Here is a 23485-nt window from a genome sequence, read left to right as displayed (position 1 = left end):
CGGTCCTGTATTGATGAATGATTCATAATGTTTGAGAGCTGGATTACGGTTTCTGGATATTTTCATTCGAAATCTTCGCCTCAGATAACACTTCGGGAACATTCCCCCAAAACTAAACTGACAGGCAACTACACTATGGCTATCAGGAAACGAGATATGGTTATGCGCAGGTTTGCTGCTTTATTGTTTGTGTTTCTGCTCAGTGCCTGTAGTGCGCTGCAGGGAACACCGCAACCCGCTCCGCCGGTCGCCGATCACCCACAGGAAATTCGTCGTAATCAGACTGAAGGATTACAGCGAATGGGCACCGTCTCCGCGTTGGTTCGCGGTTCCCCGGATGACGCGGAAGCCTCTATTGAAGCACAAGCCGCCGCCGCCAAAGCAGATTATTACGTCATCATTATGATCGACGAAACCATCATTACGGGACAGTGGTACTCACAGGCGATTTTGTACCGTAAGTAATGGCGATCGTTTGAACGACATTTACACTGCTTTGCGTCCATAGACATTTTCCTGTCCACAATAAACTCCATGCCTGCACCAATGGAAGTGAGTTTATTCGCGATGGATTGCCCGGCGGATACCGGAGACATGTGAAATGGAGCTGACGATGAAACGAACTCTTGCCTTGACCACACTGTTGCTCTCAGCTGGCCTTGTGAGCACAACCGCACAATCAGCTGAATTCGCCAGTGCTGATTGCGTGACTGGCCTGAATGAAATAGGCCAGATTTCCGTGAATAATATTTCGGGAAGCCCGCAAGACGTTGAACGTGTAGTTGCATTAAAAGCCGATGAACAAGGCGCTTCCTGGTATCGCATTATCCAGATGCAGGAAGATAACCATGTCGATCATTGGCGGGTACAAGCCATCCTCTATGTTTAGTCCCTCCCGATAAAAGCCACTTAATTTTAGTGGCTTTTCGGTTTTGCAAATCTTTTATCTTTTTCAAAACCATCCAAAAACAAATAAATAACATTTTGTTACATTAATAGCATAAATGTTATCGCTGCTCTGCCGTTGAACAGGCATACCTTTTCAATGATGAGCAATTTATGATCAATCCTTTCCGCCGTGCGGGTCTGGGCACTAAGCTATCGCTGTTGACCGGCGTGAGTGTCGCCATTCTGTTTCTGCTTTTCACTTTTCTGCTCAGCCATAAAGCCAGCCAGCAGCTTGAAGAGCTTGCCGTCGAAGATTTGCATAACCAGTCCACCGGAATGGTCGATATGGTGCAGATGTTCAATACCAGTCTGAGCGAAGAGGTCGAAAGCTATACCCGGCTCTTCACCACTTTCCTGCCTCAGCCATTTACGGTTGATAATAGTCAGACCCGCACCATTAGCGGGATCAATGTGCCTTTGCTGAAAGGCGGTGAATCTGAACTGCATGAAAATAATGCATTTTCTGACGACTTTCTGAATCGTACGGGTGCAATCTCCACGCTGTTCGTGCGCAGCGGTAACGACTTTATTCGCGTTGCCACCTCCCTGCGCAAAGAGAATGGCGACCGGGCGATGGGAACTCTTCTGGATACGACCAGCCCGGCGTTTGCTGCCGTCACCAGGGGCGAGGTTTACCGTGGCCTGGCGCTGTTGTTTGGTAAACGCTACATCACCCAGTACCAGCCGGTTAAAAATGGTGAAGGCCAGGTCATTGGGATCATCTTTGTTGGAGTGGATATCACACATTCCTGGAACGTTATGCGTGAGAAAATCCTCAACCGTCGGCTGGGCGAGAGCGGGCACTTTTATGTGCTGGACCGCAGCAACGGCAAAACGCGCGGGCAGTTCCTGTTCCACGGCAGTGAAGAGGGGCAGCTGCCGAAGTGGGACAGCGCTACCCAACAGCAGCTGCTGAGTGACGCCTCCGGCACGCTGGAGCGCGTAAGCGACGACGGCCGCACGCTGAAAATGGCCTATACGCCGCTGCCGGGCTGGAACTGGACCATCGTGGGGGAAGTGGATAAATCGGTCCTTCTCTCAAGCGTCAACGCCATGCGTGACCGGTTCCTGCTGGCGGGCGTGGCGCTTTCCGTGCTCTTCGCGGGCCTGTTTGTGATGCTCATTCGCCGGATGCTGACCCGCCCGCTGCGTAACGTGATCGCGCTGGCCCGCCAGTATGCCGCAGGCGATCTGCGCGCCAGCCTGCCCGTAACGCGTCAGGATGAGGTCGGCCAGCTGGTTGATGCCATCAACGGTATTGGCGATGGGCTGCAAAAAATTGTCCTGCAGGTGCGTGAGGCCGCGGGCGAGATCCATTTAGGCACCAATGCGCTGGCTTCCGACACTGGAGAAATCTCCGAGCAGATCAACAAGCAGGCCAGCAGCGTGGAGGAGACCTCCGCCAGCATGGAGCAATTGGCCGCCACAGTGCAGCAAAATGCCGCCAACATGGAGCAAACGCAGCAGCTGGTGGGTGAAACCTCCCGCGCGGTGCATCAGGGCGGCGAAACGGTCTCTCACGCGGTGTCTACCATGGATGATATCCGCGATGCCTCAAAACGCATTGAGGACATCACCCGCGTGATTGAGTCCATCGCGTTCCAGACTAACATTCTGGCGCTGAATGCGGCGGTCGAAGCAGCTCGCGCGGGCGAACATGGCAAAGGCTTCGCCGTGGTGGCGCAGGAGGTTCGCGCCCTGGCGGCACGCAGCGCCAACGCGGTGAAGGAGATTGAACACCTGATTGGCGATACGCTGAACAAGGTAAGCGAAGGCCACGCGCTGTCAGAAAAGACGCGTCTGGCGATGGACGCCATCATTGTTCATATCGATAACATCAGCCAGCTGGTTACCGAGATCAACCACGCTTCCCGCGAACAATCCGCAGGGATCGGGCAGGTAAATCTTGCCATGACGCACATCGGCGAAGCGTCGCACATCAACGCCGACCGCGTCTCGCGCAGCGAGCAGACGGCACACACGCTGCACGAGAAAGGCTCACACCTCACCCAACTGGTCAGCCTGTTCCAGCTAAAAGGCTAACCGACCCGGCCCGTGGCGCGCAGCAGCAGGTCATTTTGCACCTGCTCGCTCATTAGCGTTCCGCCACGGGTGTCCAGCATCATGCGGCACCACGCCTGCGCCACGGGCGGTGAAGCGTGTCGCAGCATCTGGCTTCCGGCACCCAGTAAAAAGAGCTGTTGAGCAATCTCCCTGCCCTGTGCCTCCTGCGGCTTACGCAGTTTTTGCTGTAGCTGTCGCCAGCTGCGGTCGAAATGTCTGTCCTGCCCTTTTACCTGCGCAAACTCATCGGCAAGCAGGTCGTGGATCCCTGGCTGCTTCGCCAGCACGCGCAGCACGTCCAGGCACATGATATTGCCTGACCCTTCCCAGATGCTGTTGACCGGCATCTCACGGTACAAACGGGGAAGCTCGCTCTCTTCGCAATATCCGATCCCACCCAGCACCTCCATCGCCTCAGCGACAAACGGGATGCCCGCTTTACATACGATAAATTTCGCCGCCGGAGTGAAAAGCCGCGCCCAGGCGGCCTCTTGCGGATCGGCACGTTTGTCCCACGCGCGGGCCAGGCGGAACAGCAGTGCAGTTTGCCCCTCCAGCACCAGCGCCATCCGGCTTAACACTTCGCGCATTAGCGGCTGGTCGATGAGGTTTTTGCCGAAAGTTTGCCGCTGATGGGCATGATAAAGCGCCACCGAGAGCGCCCGACGCATCAGTCCGTGGCTGCCCAGCGCGCAGTCAAAGCGCGTCAGACCGCCCATTTTGAGTATCTGCCGTACCCCTTCGCCCTCTTCCCCCAGCAGCCAGCCGGAGGCATCGAGGAATTCCGCCTCGCTGCTGGCGTTGGAGCGATTCCCGAGCTTGTCCTTGAGGCGCTCCAGCCGGACGGCGTTGCGTTGTCCGTCAGGCAAAAAGCGCGGCACAAAAAAGCAGGATAGCCCGCCTTTCGCCTGGGCCAGCACCAGGTGCGCATCGCTTTGCGGGACGGAGAAAAACCATTTGTGCCCCACCAGGCGGTAGCTGCCGTCGCTGCATTTTTCCGCTTTGGTGGTGTTGCTGAGCACGTCTGAGCCGCCCTGCTTTTCCGTCATCCCCATACCGATCAGCAGGCCGCGCTTTTGCGCGCCGGGGGCCAGATGCGGATCGTAGCGATCGCTGAGCAGCGGCGTGAGCCAGTCATGGAACGTTTTGGGGAGCGCCTGCTGCAGGAGCGGCGTGGCGGCGAACGTCATGGTGACCGGGCACAGCGTGCCCGCCTCAACCTGAGCATGAAGCACAAAGCGCGCGGCGCGAGCGACAAACGACCCTTTACGCGCCTCCTCTTCCCATGCCAGGTTATGCACGCGGTTGGCGCAAAGCCCCTGCATCAGCAGGTGCCATGCAGGATGAAAACGGACGTCGTCCAGCCGCTCCCCCGTGGCGTCATAGCGTAACAGCTCGGGCGGGTTGACGTTTGCCAGCCTGCCCAGCTCCAGCGACTCCGCCGTACCCAGCTGCTGGCCAATGCTGGCGAGAAGTTCGATATCCCACTCGGCTCCTTCACGCGCGACCGCATCGCGCAGTGCGCAGTCTGAGAGGAAAAGGTTGCTGTTGGAAAGCGGCGCCGGTTGATTGAAAACGGTGTGGGTCTGCCAGTGCATGCTGTCTCCCTCCTTCAGTGGCAATGACGATAAGTATGGACAGACCGCGCGCACGCTGCATGGGAGGGGAGTCACACGTTCACGATCCCGCTGATATCATTCGTGAAATAGCTCACAGAACATAAGAATAAACTATTTCATGACTTCGCTTTTGTTGAATAATTTATTCTTACCCTTTTCAGTGAGGATCGTTATGCAACCGGATGCGCACAAGCGAGCATTAATTGCAGGCTCCATTGGTAACTTTATCGAGTGGTATGAGTTTGCGGTCTACGGTTTTCTGGCGACCGTGATTGCGAAAAACTTCTTCCAGCTTGAAGGAGAAGCGGGGCTGACCAGCCTGATCCTCACCTACGCCTCGTTTGCCATCGCCTTCTTCTTCCGCCCGCTGGGTGCGGTGGTGTTTGGCCGCATCGGCGACCGGATTGGCCGTAAGCCGACGCTCATCATTGTGCTGGTGCTGATGACGCTCGCTACCGCCGCCATCGGCATTGTGCCGGTCTATGCCAGCATCGGGATTGCCGCGCCGCTCATTATTACGCTGCTGCGCATCCTGCAGGGGCTGTTCGCGGGCGGCGAGTACGGCGGTGCGGTCTCGCTGATGACGGAGTTCGCCCCGCGCGGCAAGCGTGGCCTGTACGGCGCGTGGCAGTCCTTCACCGTGGCGCTGGGGCTGCTGGCGGGCGCAGGCATCGTGGCGCTGCTCTCCGCCCTCCTCACGCCGGAAGCCCTCCACGAATGGGGCTGGCGCATTCCGTTCTTCCTGGCACTGCCTATGGGCGTCGTTGCGCTGTGGCTTCGTGTCAGCATGGAGGAGACGCCAAGCTTTGTGCAGCAGCAGGACAAACCGGCTGTTGCTCAGGCGGATACTGCCGCCACGCTCCGGGCCATCGTGATGGGGATTGGCCGAGTAATGGTCTGGTCTGCGGCGGGGTATACCTACCTGGTGATTATGCCGACCTATCTGCAGTCGGCGCTGCACACCGGGTTTAACCAGGCGCTGCTGATAGCGGTGATTTCGAATATTGGGTTTGCGCTGACGATTATTCCGTCGGGGATCCTGAGTGACCGGATCGGGCGCCGCACGGTGATGATTATCGCCACCGCGCTGCTGCTGATCCTCGCCCTGCCGCTGCTGAAAATCCTGCAGGCGGAGTCCAGCACTCTGGCGGTGAAGGCTGTAGTGGTGCTGATTGCGGGCGGTCTGGTCGGGATGCTGGCGGGTCCGGGCCCGGCGATGCTTTCAGAGATGTTCCCGACGCGCGTGCGCTATACGGGGCTGGGGCTGGCCTACTCTTTATCGAACGCGATTTTCTCTGGATGTGCGGGGTTGATTATTACCGGGTTGATTAAGCAGACGGGCAACCTGGATATTCCGGCGTATTACGTGATGGCGACGGCGGTAGTGAGTATTTTCGCGCTGATGACGCTGAGGAAGGATGACCATTTGCGGTCGTTAGAGGAGTGAGTATGTCACCGTCTGGTGCCCTCACCCCGGCCCTCTCCCACGGGGAGAGGGAGAAAACACAAAAGGCCGTCCTGTGGACGGCCTTGCTGTTTATTCTCCGCGCTGACGCACCGCTTCAAACAGGCAGATGCCCGTCGCAACAGAAACGTTCAGGGACGACACGCTGCCCGCCATCGGGATGCTGATCAGCTCGTCGCAGTGCTCGCGGGTCAGACGACGCATGCCTTCGCCTTCCGCACCCATCACCAGCGCCAGACGGCCGGTCATTTTGCTCTGGTACAGAGTATGATCCGCTTCACCGGCGGTACCGACGATCCAGATGTTCTCTTCCTGCAGCAGACGCATGGTGCGCGCCAGGTTGGTCACGCGGATCAGCGGAACGTTTTCCGCCGCGCCGCAGGCCACTTTCTTCGCCGTCGCGTTTAGCTGTGCGGAGCGATCTTTCGGCACGATCACCGCGTGCACGCCCGCTGCATCCGCGCTGCGCAGGCAGGCACCGAGGTTATGCGGATCGGTAACGCCATCGAGGATCAGGAAGAACGGATTATCCAGCTCGGCAATCAGATCCGGCAGATCGTTTTCCTGATACTGACGACCCGGCTTCACGCGGGCAATGATCCCCTGGTGAACCGCTCCTTCGCTTTTCTCATCCAGGAACTGGCGATTCGCCAGCTGGATCACCACGCCCTGTGCTTCCAGCGCGTGGATCAGCGGCATCAGACGCTTATCTTCACGCCCTTTCAGAATAAACACTTCCTGAAAACGCTCCGGTGCGCGCTCGAGAAGGGCCTGCACCGCGTGGATGCCGTAAATCATTTCACTCATTGATGGTTCTCGTAATAAGTATTTCCCCTCCCCCCGTTGGGGAGAGGGTCAGGGTGAGGGGAGAATTTACTCCGCCTGCTTTTTCTTGGCCGCGCGCTTCGCTTTGGTGGCGGCAGCGATTTTCTGCGTTTTCGCGGAAGGTTTTTTCGCTGAACGGGCTTCTTTCTTCGCCGCCTTCGGCTTCTGTTTCTTCTCGCCGCGGAACGCGCTGTCCGGCTCGAAGTTTACCTTCTTGCCAGCCTGACGACGTTTACCGCCGCCCGGTTTACCGTTACCGGTTTTTTTCGCCCTTTCACGCTCGGTTTTACCGACGTTACGCGGCGCGCGCTCGCTGGAGATCAGGCTGAAGTCGATTTTACGGTCATCCATATTCACGGCTTCGACCTTCACTTCCACACGGTCACCCAAACGATAGGTCTGGCCGCCAGATTCGCCAATCAGGCGCTGACCGACCTGGTCAAAGCGGTAGTAGTCGTTATCCAGGCTGGAGACGTGCACCAGACCGTCGATGAACAGCTCGTCCAGACGAACGAAGAAACCAAAGCCGGTCACGCTGGCAATCACGCCTTTAAAGACGTTGCCTACCTGATCGAGCATAAAGTCACACTTCAGCCAGTCCGCCACGTCGCGGGTTGCTTCATCGGCACGACGTTCGGCCATGGAGCAGTGCTGACCCAGCTGCAGCATCTCTTCCATCGAATAGTGGTAGCCGCCGGTTTCGGTGGTGTTCCCTTTGTGGCCCTGCTCCTGCGCCAGCAGATACTTGATCGCACGGTGCAGAGAAAGGTCAGGATAACGACGGATCGGCGAGGTGAAGTGCGCGTAAGACTGCAGCGCCAGGCCGAAGTGTCCCCGGTTTTCCGGATCGTAAATCGCCTGCTTCATCGAGCGCAGCAGCATGGTCTGCAGCATTTCTGCGTCAGGACGGTCGCCAATGGACTCCAGCAGCTCGGCGTAGTCGCGCGGCTCTGGCTTGTTACCGCCAGGCAGTTCCAGACCCAGTTCAGCCAGCACGGAGCGGAACGACGTAATGGCTTCCGTGGTCGGCTTATCGTGAATACGGAACAGCGCAGGCTCTTTGGCTTTCTCGACGAATCGCGCCGCCGAGATGTTCGCCAGAATCATACACTCTTCGATAAGCTTATGCGCATCGTTACGCTGGGTCTGCTCAATACGCTCAATGCGGCGTTCCGCGTTGAAAATGAATTTCGCTTCTTCACTCTCAAACGAAATACCGCCGCGCTCTTCGCGCGCCTGATCCAGCGTTTTGTAGAGGTTATGCAGCTCTTCGATGTGTTTGACCAGCGGCGCGTACTGTTCGCGCAGATCCTGGTCGCCCTGCAGCATATGCCAGACCTTGGTATAGGTCAGACGCGCGTGCGAGCTCATCACCGCTTCGTAGAACTTGTAGCCGGTTAAGCGCCCCTTGGTGGAGATGGTCATCTCGCAAACCATACAGAGGCGGTCAACCTGCGGGTTCAGGGAGCACAGGCCGTTAGAGAGCACTTCCGGCAGCATCGGCACGACCTGCGACGGGAAGTAGACCGAGGTACCGCGGCTGCGCGCTTCGTTATCCAGCGGGGTGTGCGGACGAACATAGTAGCTTACGTCTGCAATAGCGACCCACAGACGCCAGCCGCCACCGCGTTTTTTCTCACAGTATACGGCGTCATCGAAGTCGCGGGCATCTTCACCATCGATAGTGACCAGCGGCAGGGAGCGCAGATCCACGCGGCCCACTTTGGACTCTTCCGGCACTTCTTCGCGCAGGCTTTCGATCTGATCTTCAACCGCTTTCGGCCAGACGTAAGGGATCTCATGGGTACGCAGTGCCATATCAACGGCCATGGTAGTGCCCATGTTATCGCCCAGCACTTCGACGATTTTACCTACGGCTTTGGTGCGGCGCGTTGGACGCTGGGTGAGTTCCACCACCACCACAAAGCCCATGCGTGCACCCATCACCTCTTCAGGAGGGATCAGAATGTCGAAGCTCAGGCGGCTGTCGTCCGGTACCACAAAGCCCACGCCCGCGTCGGTAAAGTAGCGGCCGACGATCTGGCTGGTTTTTGGCACCAGAACGCGTACCACGCGCGCTTCGCGGCGGCCTTTACGGTCCGCGCCCAGCGGCTGCGCCAGGATCTGATCGCCGTGGATACACATCTTCATCTGCTCAGATGAGAGGTACAGATCGTCTTTGCGGCCTTCCACGCGCAGGAAGCCGAAGCCATCGCGGTGACCAATGACGGTCCCTTTCAGCAGATCGAGACGTTCTGGCAGCGCGTAGCACTGGCGGCGGGTAAAGACCAGCTGCCCGTCGCGCTCCATCGCACGCAGGCGACGGCGAAGGGCTTCAATTTGCTCTTCACCTTCAATGTTTAATTCAACGGCAAGTTCTTCACGATTGGCGGGTTTTTCGCGTTTTGTTAAGTGTTCAATAATGAACTCGCGGCTGGGAATAGGATTCGCGTATTTTTCGGCTTCGCGTTCCTGGAAAGGATCATGTGACATGTCGGTTCCTCCGTTGTCAGCTCCGGTGGAAATTTTCTTCATTCCACCAGCAATAATTTATAAAGCGGTTGATTCTCTTCAACCAAATCGGCCAGCGTGTAGTTATCCAGTTCCATGAGAAAACTTTGCACGGCCTTTGAAAGCGCCTTTTTCAGGCGGCAAGCGGGCGTGATGTGGCAGAACTCGCTGCTGCAGTTCACCAGAGACAGCGGCTCCAGTTCACGTACCACATCGCCCACACGAATACTCTGTGCCGGTTTACCGAGACGGATCCCACCATTCTTCCCGCGGACGGCAGCAACGTATCCGGCACGACTAAGTTGATTGATTATTTTGACCATATGATTACGGGATACGCCGTAGACCTCTGTGACTTCAGAGATGCTGGTCATCTTCCCCTCGGGTAACGACGCCATGTAAATCAGCGCACGTAAGCCGTAATCGGTGAAACTTGTTAACTGCACATCAACCTCAGGAAAAAAGGGAAAACGCGGTCAAACCGCAGAGATATTCATTAATGATGATAAACCAGCCAGATAGTTAGGGGCTAATTTATTTGAACTGAAAGGGGGAAGGAGGACGAAAAAGCCGGATGCGCGTTGCTTATCCGGCCTACGATGGGTTTTGTAGGCCCGGCAAGCGCAGCGCCGCCGGGCGAAACCATCATTATGCGTCGAACGGGTCGCGCAGGATCATCGTTTCAGTACGATCCGGGCCGGTAGAAATAATATCGATCGGCACTTCGGTCAGTTCTTCAATACGCTTGATGTAATCCAGCGCCGCCTGCGGCAGGCCGCTACGCTCTTTCACACCGAAAGTGGTCTCAGACCAGCCCGGCATGGTTTCGTAGATTGGCTCGATGCCTTCCCAGTCGTCAGCAGCCAGCGGAGTGGTGGTCACTTCGCGACCATCTGGCATACGGTAGCCTACGCAGATTTTCACTTCTTTCAGGCCGTCCAGTACGTCCAGCTTGGTCAGGCAGAAGCCAGACAGGGAGTTGATCTGCACTGCACGACGCACTGCAACCGCATCCAGCCAGCCGGTACGACGACGACGACCGGTGGTCGCGCCAAACTCGTTACCCTGCTTGCACAGGAACTCGCCGGTTTCATCAAACAGCTCGGTCGGGAATGGACCCGCACCCACACGAGTGGAGTACGCTTTGATGATGCCCAGAACGTAATCCACATAACGTGGACCCAGGCCAGAGCCGGTCGCCACGCCACCCGCGGTGGTGTTAGAGGAGGTTACGTACGGATAGGTACCATGGTCGATGTCCAGCAGCGTACCCTGCGCACCTTCGAACATGACGAAATCGCCACGCTTGCGCGCCTGGTCCAGCAGATCGGACACATCCACAACCATACCGGTCAGAATGTCAGCCACCGCCATGACGTCATCCAGCACTTTCTGGTAGTCAACAGCGTCAGCTTTGTAGAAGTTCACCAGCTGGAAGTTGTGATATTCCATCACTTCTTTCAGTTTTTCAGCGAAGGTCGCTTTGTCGAAGAGATCGCCCACGCGCAGACCGCGACGTGCAACTTTATCTTCGTAAGCCGGGCCGATACCACGACCGGTGGTACCGATCGCTTTCGCGCCACGTGCTTTTTCACGCGCTACGTCCAGCGCCACGTGATAATCCAGGATCAGCGGGCAGGCTTCGGAGAGCAGCAGACGCTCACGAACAGGGATACCACGGTCTTCCAGACCTTTCATCTCTTTCATCAGCGCAGCAGGAGACAGCACAACGCCGTTACCGATGATGCTGGTGACGTTTTCGCGAAGAATGCCTGATGGAATAAGATGGAGGACGGTTTTTTCACCGTTGATTACGAGAGTATGGCCTGCGTTGTGACCGCCCTGGTAGCGTACAACATATTTAGCCCGTTCAGTCAGAAGATCAACAATCTTCCCTTTACCTTCGTCACCCCATTGGGTGCCCAGTACGACGACGTTGTTACCCATTTTTTTCAAAATCACCGTTTGCTTAAAAATGGATTCTACCATCGCTTTTTCAGATATACAGCACTTTTTGACCTCAAAATACGCCGATTGCGCCTACTTTTTGATCAGCCAATCGTTTTCCTCAACATGTAGTAGATAACGATACCCGCAACCACAAGACCGCCGCCAAAACGACGCAAAATAGTATCCGGCAATTGGCTCATCGTCGCGATCATTCGACGCCAGGCGCGCGGATAAAGCATCGGTCCAAGACCTTCAAGCACCAAAACCAGGGCCAGCGCGAGCCAGATCGTTGAATTCATTTTTAGTCCTTATAAAAGAAAACCACCGCTCCGTTGAGAGCGGTGGTTTGAATACTCAAACGAGCCTGAGTTTATCGCGTTGCGTTAGTCGGCGTCTTCATATAACGGAAGAAATCGCTGTCCGGGCTGAGCACCATCACATCCTGGTTGCTCTGGAAACTATTCTCGTAAGCACGCAGGCTACGGATAAAGGCGTAGAAGTCTGGATCCTGACTGAAGGCATCAGCAAACAGCTTCGCCGCTTCGGCATCGCCTTCACCGCGCAGGATACGACCCTGACGTTCAGACTCTGCAAGCGTCTTGGTCACTTCGTAGTCCGCAGCGGCACGCAGCTTCTCAGCCTCTTCCTGACCCTGTGAACGGTGACGACGGGCTACCGCTTCACGCTCGGCGCGCATACGGTTGTAGATCGCCTCGGACACTTCCGCTGGCAGGTTGATTTGCTTGATACGCACGTCAACGACTTCGATACCCAGCGCGGCCATACTGTTCGGGTTGATCACCGGCACTTTACCGTTGGTTTCAGCCTGAACGCGTTCAGCGGCTTTAGCAATCGCGTCATCCGCTGCTGGCGTTTCCACTTCGTCTTCCGTGCCCGCTGTACCGGAGTTCAGCGCATCACGTACTTCCAGCGTCAGACGACCGCGGGAGTCGGTCACGATGTCTTTCACATCCAGACGACCAATCTCAGAACGCAGACGGTCAGAGAACTTACGTTTCAACAGCACTTCTGCCTGAGAAACATCGCCACCGCCCGTTGCCAGGAAGTAACGGCTAAAGTCGCTGATACGCCATTTGATATAGGAATCAACGATCAGGTCTTTCTTCTCTTTGGTCACGAAACGGTCGGCCTGGTTATCCATGGTCTGGATACGCGCATCAAGTGTTTTCACGGACTGAATGAAAGGCACCTTGAAGTGCAGACCCGGTTCGTAAATCACCGGGCGTTTGTCACCATCACGCACGACGCTGCTGAACTGGAATTTGATCCCACGCTCGCCTTCTTTCACCACAAAGATCGAGGTATAAAGCACGACCAGTACGATGACGATGATCGCAATAACTGACTTACGCATCCTTATTCCCCCTGACGCTGGTAGTCGTTACGCTGCGCGTTAGCACGGCGTTGGTCCATAATGTCACCATCGTTCGAAGAAGGCGTTGTGTTCGCGCTGGCGCTGCCTGAAGAGGCTGGTGGCAGACGCAGCAGGTTATTTGCACCGCTGGTGTCTTTCGCAGCCGGTGCAGAACCGCCTTTCAGCATCTGGTCCAGCGGCAGGACCATCAGGTTTCCGCCTTTGCTGTCGTTAACCAACACTTTGCGGGTGTGGCTCAGCACTTTTTCCATGGTCTCGATATACAGACGCTCGCGGGTAATTTCCGGTGCCGCTTTATACTCCGGCAGGATCTTCGCGAAGCGAGCCACTTCACCCTGCGCTTCCAGGATGGTCTGAGTCTTATACGCGCGTGCTTCTTCCAGAATACGCTGCGCCTGACCGTTAGCACGCGGCTGAACTTCGTTGGTGTACGCTTCAGCTTCACGGATGTACTGCTGTTCGTTTTCACGTGCAGCAATCGCATCGTCAAATGCGGCTTTCACCTCTTCCGGCGGACGCGCAGCCTGGAAGTTGACGTCCAGCAGGGTGATACCCATGTTGTATGGACGAATGGTCTCTTCCAGCTCGCGCTGGGTATCGCTACGAATAACGGTACGACCTTCGGTCAGAATACGGTCCATGGTGTACTTGCCGATCACGCCACGCAGGGCGCTGTCGGTCGCCTGACGCAGGCTGTCATCAGCGCTGGTCACGCTAAACAGATAACGCTCAGGATCGGTTACGCGGTACTGCACGTTCATCTCAACGCGCACGACGTTCTCGTCAGAGGTCAACATCACGCCAGATGCCGCCAGTTCACGGACGGACTCCACGTTAACCGCGGTGACGTTGTCAACGAAGGTCGGTTTCCAGTTCAGGCCCGGTTCAACCAGATGGCTGAACTTACCGAAACGAGTGACCACGCCACGTTCTGCTTCTTTAATGGTGTAGAACCCGCTGGCTGCCCAGATGATTACCACCGCAGCGGCCACAATGCCCACTACGCGGCCACCCATTGGCGGGCGCGGACTCTGAGTGGAATTACCACCCGAGCCAGAACCTTTTCCTCCGCCAAGGCCACCGAGCTTTTTGCTCAGCTTGCGGAAGATATCATCCAGATCCGGCGGCCCCTGCTCGCGACCACCTTTGTTGCCATTTCCCCCAGAGTTGCCGCCTTGATTATTGCTGCTTCCCCACGGGTCGCGGTCTTGTCCGTTATTACCGGGCTGATTCCACGCCATGTATATGCTCCATATTTGTTATGCAAGGGCGAATTATTCAGGCTTCCCCTTTCTGATCAGACGATATAGTCCGCCAGCGCAGGTTCTTGTTTACAGAGGCGACGCCAGTCAACGATCGGCATACGCACCTGCATCCCCACGCTGCCGTCATCCTCCATCCACTCTTTTTCTATCGCCTGAAGCTGATAAAACCGGCTGCGCAGCCTGCCTTCCTGTGGCGGCAATCGCAGCGTGTGCTGGGCGACCTCACCGGAAAGACGTTCTGTCAAAGCCTGGAAAAGCAGTGGCACACCGATACCGGTCTGGGCAGAAAGCCAGACCCGAATCGGTTTGTTCTCTTCATCTCTGTCGATACGCGGTTCGAAATCGTCCAGCATATCGATCTTGTTCATCACCAACAGCGTTGGGATTTCGTGGGCGTCGATCTCTTCGAGCACCACGTTCACCGCGTCGATGTTCTCCTGCACGCGCACGTCTGCCGCATCAATGACGTGCAGCAGCAGGGTCGCCTGTCGCGTCTCCTGCAATGTCGCTTTAAACGCCGCCACCAGGTCATGCGGCAAATGACGGATAAACCCTACGGTATCCGCCAGCACCGTCTCACCGACGTCTGCAACGTCAATACGGCGCAGCGTCGGGTCCAGGGTCGCAAACAGCTGGTCTGCGGCATAAACCTGGGCCTCGGTGATCTGGTTAAACAGGGTGGATTTACCGGCGTTGGTATATCCCACCAGCGACACCGTCGGGATATCGGCTTTCGTTCGCGCCCGACGTCCCTGCTCACGCTGTTTCTCGACTCTTTCCAGACGTGAGAGGATCTGGGTAATACGGCCACGCAGCAAACGACGGTCAGTTTCGAGCTGGGTTTCACCCGGGCCGCGCAAACCAATCCCGCCTTTTTGTCTTTCAAGGTGTGTCCAGCCACGCACAAGACGCGTTGCCAGATGGCGCAGCTGCGCCAGCTCAACCTGCAGCTTACCTTCGTGGGTACGCGCACGCTGAGCAAAAATATCTAAAATCAATCCCGTGCGATCGATAACACGGCATTCGCAAAGGGCTTCCAGGTTGCGCTCCTGGGCTGGAGACAGCGCATGATCAAACAACACGACTGACGCGCCGGTTGCTTTTACGGCATCCGCAATTTCGACTGCTTTACCTTCACCAACAAAATACTTTGGGTGCGGCGCTTTACGGCTACCGGTAATCACCTGCATTGCTTCGACACCGGCGGAAGAGACCAGAGATTCAAACTCCTGGAGGTCTTCCATATCTTTGTCTTGCGAAAAATAGATGTGTACCAGCACCGCCTGCTCACCGGCATCATAACGGTCAAACAAGCGTAAACCTCTCTAAAAAGATCAGCGGGGAACGCAGGATCCCTGGCTCCCCGTGTGGATAACAGTGCGAAACCTTATTCGGTCTCGTCGCTGTCCTGCGCAGGCGTTGAAGAACCTTGCGCGTTGCTGCCATGATGGTAGTTACTACCAGTGCCGCCGCCAGCGTTATTGCTGTGATGAGATACCGGACGGGACGGAACAACAGTAGAAATAGCGTGCTTGTAGACCATCTGACTGACCGTGTTTTTCAACAGAATCACGAACTGATCGAAAGACTCAATCTGACCTTGCAGCTTAATACCATTCACCAAATAAATAGAAACTGGAACACGTTCCCGACGCAATGCGTTCAGGAACGGATCTTGTAAAGATTGCCCCTTAGCCATTCTATCTTTTCCTTATATGCTTGTTTTGTACTTAGAACCTTGCGATTCTGAAAAATTGCGCACGATACGTCTCAATTGTACACATTCAGTCAGCGATATCACCAACAACCTCAATCACTTCGTTTAACGCCTGTTGCGGCTTTTCACTGTCTAACCAGTGAACGCCCTCCCAACCGCGCAGCCAGGTGATCTGGCGCTTCGCTAACTGTCTCGTGGCGCAAACACCTCGATAAACCATTTCATCGTATGAAATCTCACCTTCAAGATACGACCACATCTGGCGGTATCCCACACAACGAACGGAAGGCATGTCCGTATGCAAATCTCCACGGGCAAATAGCGCCCGCACTTCTGCTTCAAAATCTGAAGCCAACATCTGATGAAAACGCTGCTCAATTCGTTGATGGAGCAGTTCACGGCTCGCCGGGGCGATGGCGAACTGATGCACCTGATACGGCAGAGCGTCTCCTGACGTTTGCGTCAGTTCCGTTAAAGTTTTACCCGAAATGAAAAAAACTTCCAGTGCCCGGGAAAGCCTTTGCGGATCATTCGGATGGATTCGCGCTGCCGCAACCGGGTCAATCTCCGCCAGTTGCTGGTGCAAAACGTCCCATCCCTGCTCTGCCGCCTGCTGCTCAATCCTGGCTCGTACTTCCGGATCTGCCGATGGCAGAGGCGATAACCCCTCCAGCAGCGCCTTGAAGTAGAGCATGGTTCCGCCAACCAGTAGCGGGATTCGTCCCGCTGCGGTAATGTCGGCCATCTCGGCTAAGGCATCGCGGCGAAAATCTGCTGCGGAATAGGCCTGAGCCGGGTCGAGTATATCCAGCAAACGGTGCGGTGCCGCGCGCAGTTCGTCTGCGTCTGGCTTCGCCGTACCGATGTCCATCCCTCGATAGATGAGGGCGGAATCCACGCTAATCAACTCTACAGGCAAAACTTTACGTAACTCAATGGCTAACGCTGTTTTACCGGAGGCCGTAGGGCCCATTAAAAAAATCGCCTTAGGCAGGCTCGCCTTACTTACGTCAATCATGTCTCAGGGCGGTCATCGCCGTTTTTATATCAACAGGTTGTAATAATCCACCCGGCGGCGTTTTCACCAGATGTGGGCAAAGGCGTTCAACCTCTGCCAACACGGTAATCGCCTGCGCCATACTCCATGGTGAGTGTTCGCTAGCCAGATGGCGAGCGATCCACTGCGCGGTGTTGGCGGCATCAAACGACGTTTGCTGCGCCAGGTAGCCTATCAGTTCAGGAATCAAGTTTTGTAAATTTTGTTGGCGTAAGGGTAAAGGCACTGCGCGAATTGTCACATGCTGCGCTTCCAGCACGATTTCAATGCCCATTTCGGCAAGAAGCGCCTGTGCACGCTGCAAAACCCCTGTTTCTTCAGGGGATATTTTTAACCGAACCGGGATCAGCAACGGCTGCGCACAGGCTGCGTTTTCCCCCGGCGTCAGCTGCGCCTGTTTAAGCCAGCGTTCCGCGACCGGCAACGCCAGCAGCATCAATTTCCCCTCGCGTTCGAGCAATGCTACGTCCGGCGCAACAATCGTCAGCACACGACCAAAGCTCTGGCTATGCCCGTCCAGTGAAGGTTGCGACACCTCGATATGCTCTTTACGTTCCACGGCGGGCGTATCAAGCAGTTTGCGGTACAACGCCCCCTGCTGCTTTTGATAACCCGGCTGAGCGTTGGGGTAGTTCGCGCCCGTAGGGCGAGGCGCACTGCCTGCCGCTGAGAAACGCGGTGCCGCCGGTTCGCGGGCAGCGGCGGGTTCAGCAAAGTGGTTACGGCCCGCCGCCACCCGGTTTTCCGGCAGCGGACGCGGTACCGGGGCGTCGTTTTCCAGCGGCAGCGTTGGCTCAGCCTGCTTCTGCAATACCGTGACAACACCTTGATAAATAAAGTCATGAACCAGACGAGACTGGTGGAACCGCACCTCATGCTTGGCAGGGTGGACGTTCACATCCACCTGATGGGGGTCGATCTCCAGATAAAGCACAAACGCGGGCTGTTGATCCGCGCCGAGCTTGTCTTCACAGGCCTGACGAATGGCGTGGTTGATCAGGCGGTCGCGCATCATGCGGCCATTTACGTAGCAGTACTGGATCTCGGCAAAGGCGGCGCTGCTCACGTTCGGATCGGCCACCCAGCCGCGCAGCGCCAGATCGCCATGCTGCCACTCAATCGCCAGCGCTTTTTCCAGGAACGGCGTGCCGCAGATAGCACCTAACCGGCGCTCCTTCTGCCCACCTTCCGCCACCGCACGATACTGACGCATCACCTTGCCGTTATGGCTGAGATTGATGGTGACATCGAAACGCGCCAGCGCGATACGGCGAATGATCTCATCAATGTGTCCGAATTCGGTCTTCTCGGTACGCATGAACTTGCGTCGGGCTGGGGTGTTATAGAACAGGTCCAGTACTTCGAGCGTGGTGCCGACAGGGTGCGCCGCAGGTTTGACCGTGACGTCCATATCGCGCCCTTCAGCGTAGGCCTGCCAGGCCTCCTGCTGTTCCGCCGTACGGGAGGTCAGCGTTAAGCGGGAGACGGAACTGATGCTCGCCAGCGCTTCGCCGCGAAAACCAAGGCTGATAATGGCTTCCAGATCGTCCAGAGAGGCAATTTTACTGGTGGCGTGACGCGCCAGCGCCAGCGCCAGCTCGTCTTTTTTGATGCCACAGCCGTTGTCACGAATGCGAATAAGCTTTGCGCCACCGCGTTCGATATCAATATCAATGCGGGTTGCCCCCGCATCGAGGCTGTTTTCCACCAGTTCCTTCACCACCGACGCAGGGCGCTCCACCACCTCACCGGCGGCGATTTGGTTCGCGAGCTGCGGCGGTAGAACCTGAATCGGCATGAATTCTCCTTAATTTGTGGCGGTCATCTCACCCGGCAGCGCGGCACTGGCCGTCTGGCCTGCACCGCTTTGCGGTGCGGACTGAAGCGGATGGGCTTCAAAATATTTACGCAGACCGTTATAAATCGCTTCGGCAATCTGCTGCTGGTAACTGTCGCTTCCCAGCAGGCGCTCTTCACCGTTGTTGCTGATAAAGCCCGTCTCAACCAGGATGGACGGAATATCCGGCGAGCGCAGAACGCCGAGGCTGGCATGTTCCGGACGGCGCTTGTGCAATGCCCCGATGCCCTGCAGCTGGTTCAGTACGTTAGTGGCGACATCATACCCGACGCGCTGGGAATGACCGAACTGTAAATCCAGCACCGCCTGGCTGAGATACGGGTCAGACTGGCTGTTCGCCAGCACGTCCCCTGCGCCACCCAGCAGTTCGGACTGCTTCTCATGTTCTTCCAGCCAGTTGGCCATTTCGCTGTTGGCGCGACGGTTCGACAGTACCCAAACAGAGGCACCGGTCGCGCTGCGATTCGGCGCGGCATCCGCGTGGATGGAGACCAGGAAGTTTGCGTTTTGCTTACGCGCCACGTCCGAGCGCCCCATTACGGAGATAAAATAGTCGCCGTCGCGAGTGAGCACGCCTTTGAACATTGGATCGTCGTTTAACAGCGTCCTGAGCTTGCGGGCTACCGCGATGGTAACGTTTTTCTCTCGTGTACCGCCCGGGCCAATTGCGCCCGGATCCTGCCCGCCGTGACCTGCATCGATGGCGATGATCACTTTGTCACCGCTGACCGCCGCGCGTCGTGCGCTGGCCGCCGGACGCGTCACCGTATTACTGCTGGTTGCCGCTGTGATGCGATCGTTTTGCGACTTAAACGGATTACGGGCAGGTTCTGAAGGACGCGGCGTATACACAGGTTCTTCCACGCGCTTCGCCACCACTGGCGCAGGCGGCGGTGGCGGCGGTGCGTCGGCATTGATGGTAAAGACCACCGTATAATTGGCACCGTTTTGCTGCTTCACCGCTCGGGTTTTACCCTTTTCAGTCAGATCGACAACCAGCCGCAGTGATTGAGTGTCTTTAGGCGTACCGGAACGAATGCTTTTCACCAGATTGTTGCCACTGAACTGGAGCGGCAGCCCCTGGATCACGCCCGTTTGTTTAATATCCAGCGCCACGCTGTGGCTGTCTGGCTGTGAGAATGCATACTCAGGATCGCCCATAAAGCTGAAGGTGATCCGGGCCTGACTTTCCCCGTTCGACACCTGAATATCTGAGAGGCTCGCCGCCCCGGCCTGCGCGCACAGCAGCACCGTGGCAGCCAATAACCAACCTTTAACGCGATTTTTCATCCCGTCATCCCTACGCTTAACCGGCCAGTCGCGCCAGTAAGGAACTGCCCGATGAGGAAACAGCACTGATGCGTGCCTCACGCCCTTGTGCCTGGTAATCTAAGTGAATTTCGACATCCGGGTCAGGCAGCACACCCGCACCTTGTTGCGGCCACTCCACCAGGCAGATGGCATCGTTGGCAAAATAATCACGGATCCCCATAAATTCCAGCTCCTCAGGATCCGCAAGACGGTATAAATCAAAGTGGTACACCATGAGATTGTCCAGGGTGTAAGGCTCGACGAGCGTGTAGGTCGGGCTTTTTACGTTCCCGTTATGGCCTAACGCCTGCAAAAAACCCCGGCTGAAGGTGGTTTTACCCGCGCCTAAATCACCATAAAGATAAATGACGGTTGCCCCCTGACAGGCCTGCGCCACGCGCTTGCCGAGATCTAAAGTGGCTTGTTCATCAGGTAAAGGAATCGCTCGATTAGTCATTTTCTACGTCAATCACATCCGGGTTAACAACACGCTGTAGCGTGCAAAAAAGATCGGTGGCCAGCATACCGCGCGTACCATAGCGTGCAGCAAGCTGGTCAGCCGCTGCGCCGTGGGCCACACAGCCCGCACAGGCTGCATCATAAAGGGGAAGTTTCTGTCCGAGCAATGCGCCAATGATGCCAGACAACACATCGCCCATGCCCCCGCTCGCCATGCCCGGATTTCCGGCATCGATAATACCCAATGCATCCTCGCTGGCGACAACGGTTCCCGCCCCTTTCAAAACAGCAACACCTCCGTAACGTTTTACCAGACGCTGGGCAGAAAGTAAGCGATCGCTTTCAATTTCTGCCACGCTGCAGTTAAGCAGGCGCGCGGCTTCGCCGGGGTGTGGCGTCAGAATGCGATTGTGACGCTTATCCGGGTTTATTGCCAGAAGGTTAAGCGCGTCAGCATCCCACAGCATCGGTTTACGAAAATTCTCGACCTTTTGCAGGGCTTGTTTACCCCATGCCTGCTGCCCCAGCCCGGGGCCAATCACCACGACATCGGCCCATTCGAGGCTCTCTTCCAGCGCCTGGGGCGTAAGCTCATGAACCATCAGTTCCGGTCGGGCGGTAATAATCGGGATGATATTGTCACTACGCGTTAACACCCGCACTAAACCGGCACCGCAGCGCAGCGCCGCCTCGCCGGTCATGCGAATCGCACCTGCCGTACCATGGTCGCCGCCAATAATCACCAGCCTGCCGTGATCGCCCTTATGGGAGGTTGGACGGCGCGGCGGTAGCCATCGGGTCAGTTGTGCGGGGTCATATCGTGAAACTAACGTATCCTGTCCCGCCAGCCAGCTTTCAAGCCCCAACGCGTTGTGATGCAGTTTCCCCACCACATCCCGCGCTTTTCCGGTTAGCAGACCCGGTTTCAGGGCAATAAAGGTGACAGTATGTGACGCATGAATCACCGCCCCCGGCGTCGCGCCGGTTTGCGCGAGCAGTCCAGAGGGGATGTCCAGCGCCACCACCGGTGCGGGATGCGCGTTAGCACGCTCAATCAGCGCGGCAATGTTGTCGCGGGGCGCGCGCATCAGACCGGTGCCCAGCAGGCCATCAACGACCAGATCCACCGCTTCCGGCCAGACGATATCTGGCGCATGAATCACGCCGCCTGCGTTCAGCCATGCCTCTCGCGCCGCGCTGGCTTCTTCCGGCAAGGGATGTTCACTCTCAACGGCCAGTAACGTGACGCGAAGACCTGCCGCCACGGCCAGACGGGCGACGACATAACCATCGCCGCCGTTATTACCGTGCCCACATAAAATGAGCCAGTGTGCGGCCAGCGGGTACGCGCTGCGGGCAACGTTAAACGCCGCCTCGCCCGCGCGCAGCATCAGTTCATAAAGGGTAATGCCGAGGCTGTCTGCTGCCTCTTTTTCGGCGCGTCGGAGGTCATCCGCATGCCAGATGGAATGTGGTATACTTGTGGGGTTTTTCTTCACCGTATGGTCCGTCATGTCACAGCCCCTCGATCTCAATCAGTTAGCGCTAAATATAAAACAGTGGGGTGCTGAGCTTGGCTTCCAGAAGGTGGGCATCACCGATACCGACCTCTCCGCCAGCGAGCCGAAACTGCAGGCGTGGCTGGACAAACAGTACCACGGCGAGATGGAGTGGATGGCGCGTCACGGCATGATGCGCGCTCGTCCACACGAGCTGTTGCCGGGCACATTACGCGTCATCAGCGTGCGCATGAACTACCTGCCCGCCAATGCAGCCTTTGCGCGCACGCTCAAAAATCCCTCTTTAGGTTACGTCAGCCGGTATGCTCTGGGGCGTGACTACCATAAGCTTCTGCGCAACCGTTTAAAAAAGCTTGGGGAAATGATTCAGCAGCACTGTGTTTCGCTGAATTTTAGACCCTTTGTGGATTCCGCGCCTATTCTTGAGCGCCCGATCGCTGAAAAAGCGGGGCTTGGCTGGACAGGTAAGCACTCACTTATCCTTAGCCGCGACGCCGGATCGTTCTTTTTCCTGGGTGAACTGCTGATAGATTTACCGCTGCCGGTAGACGGCCCGGTAGAAGAAGGCTGCGGCCGCTGCGTGGCCTGCATGACCATCTGCCCGACGGGCGCCATCGTCGAGCCTTATACCGTTGATGCGCGCCGCTGCATCTCCTATCTCACTATTGAACTGGAAGGTGCGATCCCTGAAGAGTTCCGACCGCTTATCGGCAACCGGATCTACGGCTGCGACGACTGCCAGTTGATCTGTCCGTGGAACCGCTATTCGCAGCTCACGGACGAAGAGGATTTCAGCCCGCGTAAGGCGCTGCATGCGCCACCGCTTATTGAGCTGTTCGCCTGGACAGAAGCCTGGTTCCTGAAAGTGACGGAAGGTTCGGCCATTCGCCGTATCGGTCATTTGCGCTGGCTGCGAAATGTTGCCGTTGCGCTGGGCAATGCCCCGTGGGATGAAGCGAATATTCAGGCACTCGAAAGCCGTAGAGGTGAGCACCCACTTCTTGATGAACACATAGAATGGGCGGTTGCACAGCAAATTGAGAAGCGAAACGCCTGCGTGGTCGAAGTGCAGTTACCAAAGAAACAGCGCCTGGTGAGGGTGATCGAAAAAGGGCTAACGCGGGACGCCTGAACTATTCACAGCCTGTGTATAAAATTACAAACTCAAGCGCCATCAGGGCTGGCTAAGAGGTCAAGTGATCTCACTAACATCTTGAAATGAAATTTCATTCTTATAAATCATGGCGTTATAGAAATACTATTCACCCTGCGAAGCGTTTGGCACTCACAGATAAACGGCAGGTTCTGTGGATAACTCTGTTTACAAGAGTATTTCAGATGAAATAGAAAACGTCCCCAACGAAGCATTTCGCTGTGGATAATTTGGATATAAGAAGAATTTGGAGCGGGAAACGAGACTCGAACTCGCGACCCCGACCTTGGCAAGGTCGTGCTCTACCAACTGAGCTATTCCCGCTTGGGTGTTCTGGTGCTGTGCGTATCTTGCGATACTTTCAAAT

20 protein-coding genes and 1 tRNA gene are annotated in these 23485 nt (G+C 56.5%); 5 read left to right on the top strand and 16 right to left on the bottom strand.

Annotated elements, in window-relative coordinates; translation table 11 throughout:
* Positions 1-135 precede the first annotated feature (135 nt).
* From bsmA to K5E19_RS12575, 3 genes are all read left to right on the top strand, one after another.
* Positions 136-465, top strand: coding sequence for a biofilm peroxide resistance protein BsmA (gene bsmA, locus K5E19_RS12585; protein WP_221551488.1), 330 nt, complete (start codon positions 136-138; stop codon positions 463-465).
* A gap of 148 nt (positions 466-613) precedes the next feature.
* Entirely contained in the window at positions 614-889 is a 276-nt protein-coding gene (yjfN, locus tag K5E19_RS12580; RefSeq protein WP_139157912.1) for a DUF1471 family protease activator YjfN, read from the top strand.
* A 170-nt stretch (positions 890-1059) separates the two neighbouring features.
* Positions 1060-2991: a methyl-accepting chemotaxis protein gene (locus tag K5E19_RS12575; protein WP_221551487.1), complete on the top strand. Its 1932-nt coding sequence runs from the start codon at positions 1060-1062 to the stop codon at positions 2989-2991.
* On the opposite strand, the gene K5E19_RS12570 is transcribed toward K5E19_RS12575, so the two are convergent.
* Positions 2988-4610, bottom strand: a complete 1623-nt coding sequence (locus tag K5E19_RS12570; RefSeq protein WP_221551486.1) for an isovaleryl-CoA dehydrogenase — start codon at positions 4608-4610, stop codon at positions 2988-2990. The genes K5E19_RS12575 and K5E19_RS12570 overlap by 4 nt on opposite strands.
* 193 nt (positions 4611-4803) lie before the next feature.
* On the opposite strand from K5E19_RS12570, the gene K5E19_RS12565 reads away from it, so the two are divergent.
* Positions 4804-6078 (top strand): MFS transporter, encoded by a 1275-nt coding sequence (locus K5E19_RS12565; RefSeq protein ID WP_163354268.1) that lies wholly within the window; start codon positions 4804-4806, stop codon positions 6076-6078.
* A 90-nt stretch (positions 6079-6168) separates the two neighbouring features.
* Here the strand turns inward: K5E19_RS12565 and rlmB are convergent, their stop codons facing one another.
* The 14 genes from rlmB to nnr all read right to left on the bottom strand — a co-directional run bounded on the left by rlmB (position 6169) and on the right by nnr (position 21959).
* Positions 6169-6903, bottom strand: coding sequence for a 23S rRNA (guanosine(2251)-2'-O)-methyltransferase RlmB (gene rlmB / locus K5E19_RS12560; RefSeq protein ID WP_010427468.1), 735 nt, complete (start codon positions 6901-6903; stop codon positions 6169-6171).
* 66 nt (positions 6904-6969) lie between these two features.
* The gene (gene rnr / locus K5E19_RS12555) at positions 6970-9414 is read right to left on the bottom strand and encodes a ribonuclease R (protein ID WP_221551485.1); all 2445 of its coding nucleotides are present in this window, start codon (positions 9412-9414) and stop codon (positions 6970-6972) included.
* Between the two features lie 38 nt (positions 9415-9452).
* On the bottom strand, positions 9453-9878 hold the full coding sequence (gene nsrR / locus K5E19_RS12550; protein ID WP_023334253.1) for a nitric oxide-sensing transcriptional repressor NsrR: 426 nt from the start codon (positions 9876-9878) through the stop codon (positions 9453-9455).
* Between the two features lie 202 nt (positions 9879-10080).
* Positions 10081-11379 carry an adenylosuccinate synthase gene (locus K5E19_RS12545; protein WP_042713442.1) on the bottom strand — a complete coding sequence of 433 codons (1299 nt, stop codon included), beginning with the start codon at positions 11377-11379 and terminating at the stop codon, positions 10081-10083.
* A gap of 104 nt (positions 11380-11483) precedes the next feature.
* A complete protein-coding gene (locus tag K5E19_RS12540) occupies positions 11484-11681 on the bottom strand; it encodes a DUF2065 domain-containing protein (protein WP_063450929.1) in 198 nt (65 codons plus the stop codon).
* A 71-nt stretch (positions 11682-11752) separates the two neighbouring features.
* Positions 11753-12757, bottom strand: a complete 1005-nt coding sequence (gene hflC / locus K5E19_RS12535; protein WP_010427498.1) for a protease modulator HflC — start codon at positions 12755-12757, stop codon at positions 11753-11755.
* Between the two features lie 2 nt (positions 12758-12759).
* A complete protein-coding gene (hflK, locus tag K5E19_RS12530) occupies positions 12760-14019 on the bottom strand; it encodes an FtsH protease activity modulator HflK (RefSeq protein WP_042713437.1) in 1260 nt (419 codons plus the stop codon).
* Between the two features lie 56 nt (positions 14020-14075).
* On the bottom strand, positions 14076-15356 hold the full coding sequence (hflX, locus tag K5E19_RS12525; RefSeq protein ID WP_010427502.1) for a ribosome rescue GTPase HflX: 1281 nt from the start codon (positions 15354-15356) through the stop codon (positions 14076-14078).
* Between the two features lie 74 nt (positions 15357-15430).
* Entirely contained in the window at positions 15431-15742 is a 312-nt protein-coding gene (gene hfq, locus K5E19_RS12520; RefSeq protein WP_008502919.1) for an RNA chaperone Hfq, read from the bottom strand.
* Positions 15743-15827: 85 nt separating this feature from the next.
* A complete protein-coding gene (miaA, locus tag K5E19_RS12515) occupies positions 15828-16778 on the bottom strand; it encodes a tRNA (adenosine(37)-N6)-dimethylallyltransferase MiaA (RefSeq protein WP_221551484.1) in 951 nt (316 codons plus the stop codon).
* Complete coding sequence (gene mutL, locus K5E19_RS12510; protein WP_221551483.1) at positions 16771-18615, bottom strand: DNA mismatch repair endonuclease MutL; 1845 nt, start codon at positions 18613-18615, stop codon at positions 16771-16773. Before mutL ends, miaA begins: the two co-directional genes overlap by 8 nt.
* Before the next feature lie 9 nt (positions 18616-18624).
* Positions 18625-19965, bottom strand: a complete 1341-nt coding sequence (gene amiB / locus K5E19_RS12505; RefSeq protein WP_221551482.1) for an N-acetylmuramoyl-L-alanine amidase AmiB — start codon at positions 19963-19965, stop codon at positions 18625-18627.
* A gap of 16 nt (positions 19966-19981) precedes the next feature.
* Complete coding sequence (tsaE, locus tag K5E19_RS12500) at positions 19982-20443, bottom strand: tRNA (adenosine(37)-N6)-threonylcarbamoyltransferase complex ATPase subunit type 1 TsaE (protein ID WP_221551480.1); 462 nt, start codon at positions 20441-20443, stop codon at positions 19982-19984.
* Complete coding sequence (gene nnr / locus K5E19_RS12495; protein WP_221551478.1) at positions 20436-21959, bottom strand: bifunctional ADP-dependent NAD(P)H-hydrate dehydratase/NAD(P)H-hydrate epimerase; 1524 nt, start codon at positions 21957-21959, stop codon at positions 20436-20438. The genes tsaE and nnr overlap by 8 nt, the downstream gene beginning before the upstream one ends.
* Here nnr and queG point away from each other — a divergent pair.
* Positions 21958-23097 carry a tRNA epoxyqueuosine(34) reductase QueG gene (gene queG / locus K5E19_RS12490; RefSeq protein WP_221551476.1) on the top strand — a complete coding sequence of 380 codons (1140 nt, stop codon included), beginning with the start codon at positions 21958-21960 and terminating at the stop codon, positions 23095-23097. The genes nnr and queG overlap by 2 nt on opposite strands.
* Positions 23098-23366: 269 nt before the next feature.
* Here queG and K5E19_RS12485 read toward each other — a convergent pair.
* A tRNA-Gly gene (locus K5E19_RS12485) sits at positions 23367-23442 on the bottom strand.
* Positions 23443-23485 lie beyond the last annotated feature (43 nt).

This window comes from Enterobacter sp. RIT637 (genome assembly GCF_019718755.1).
GTDB lineage: Bacteria > Pseudomonadota > Gammaproteobacteria > Enterobacterales > Enterobacteriaceae > Enterobacter.
Note: the sequence above shows the minus strand (reverse complement) of the source record. Positions and strands in the feature narration are given on the sequence as shown.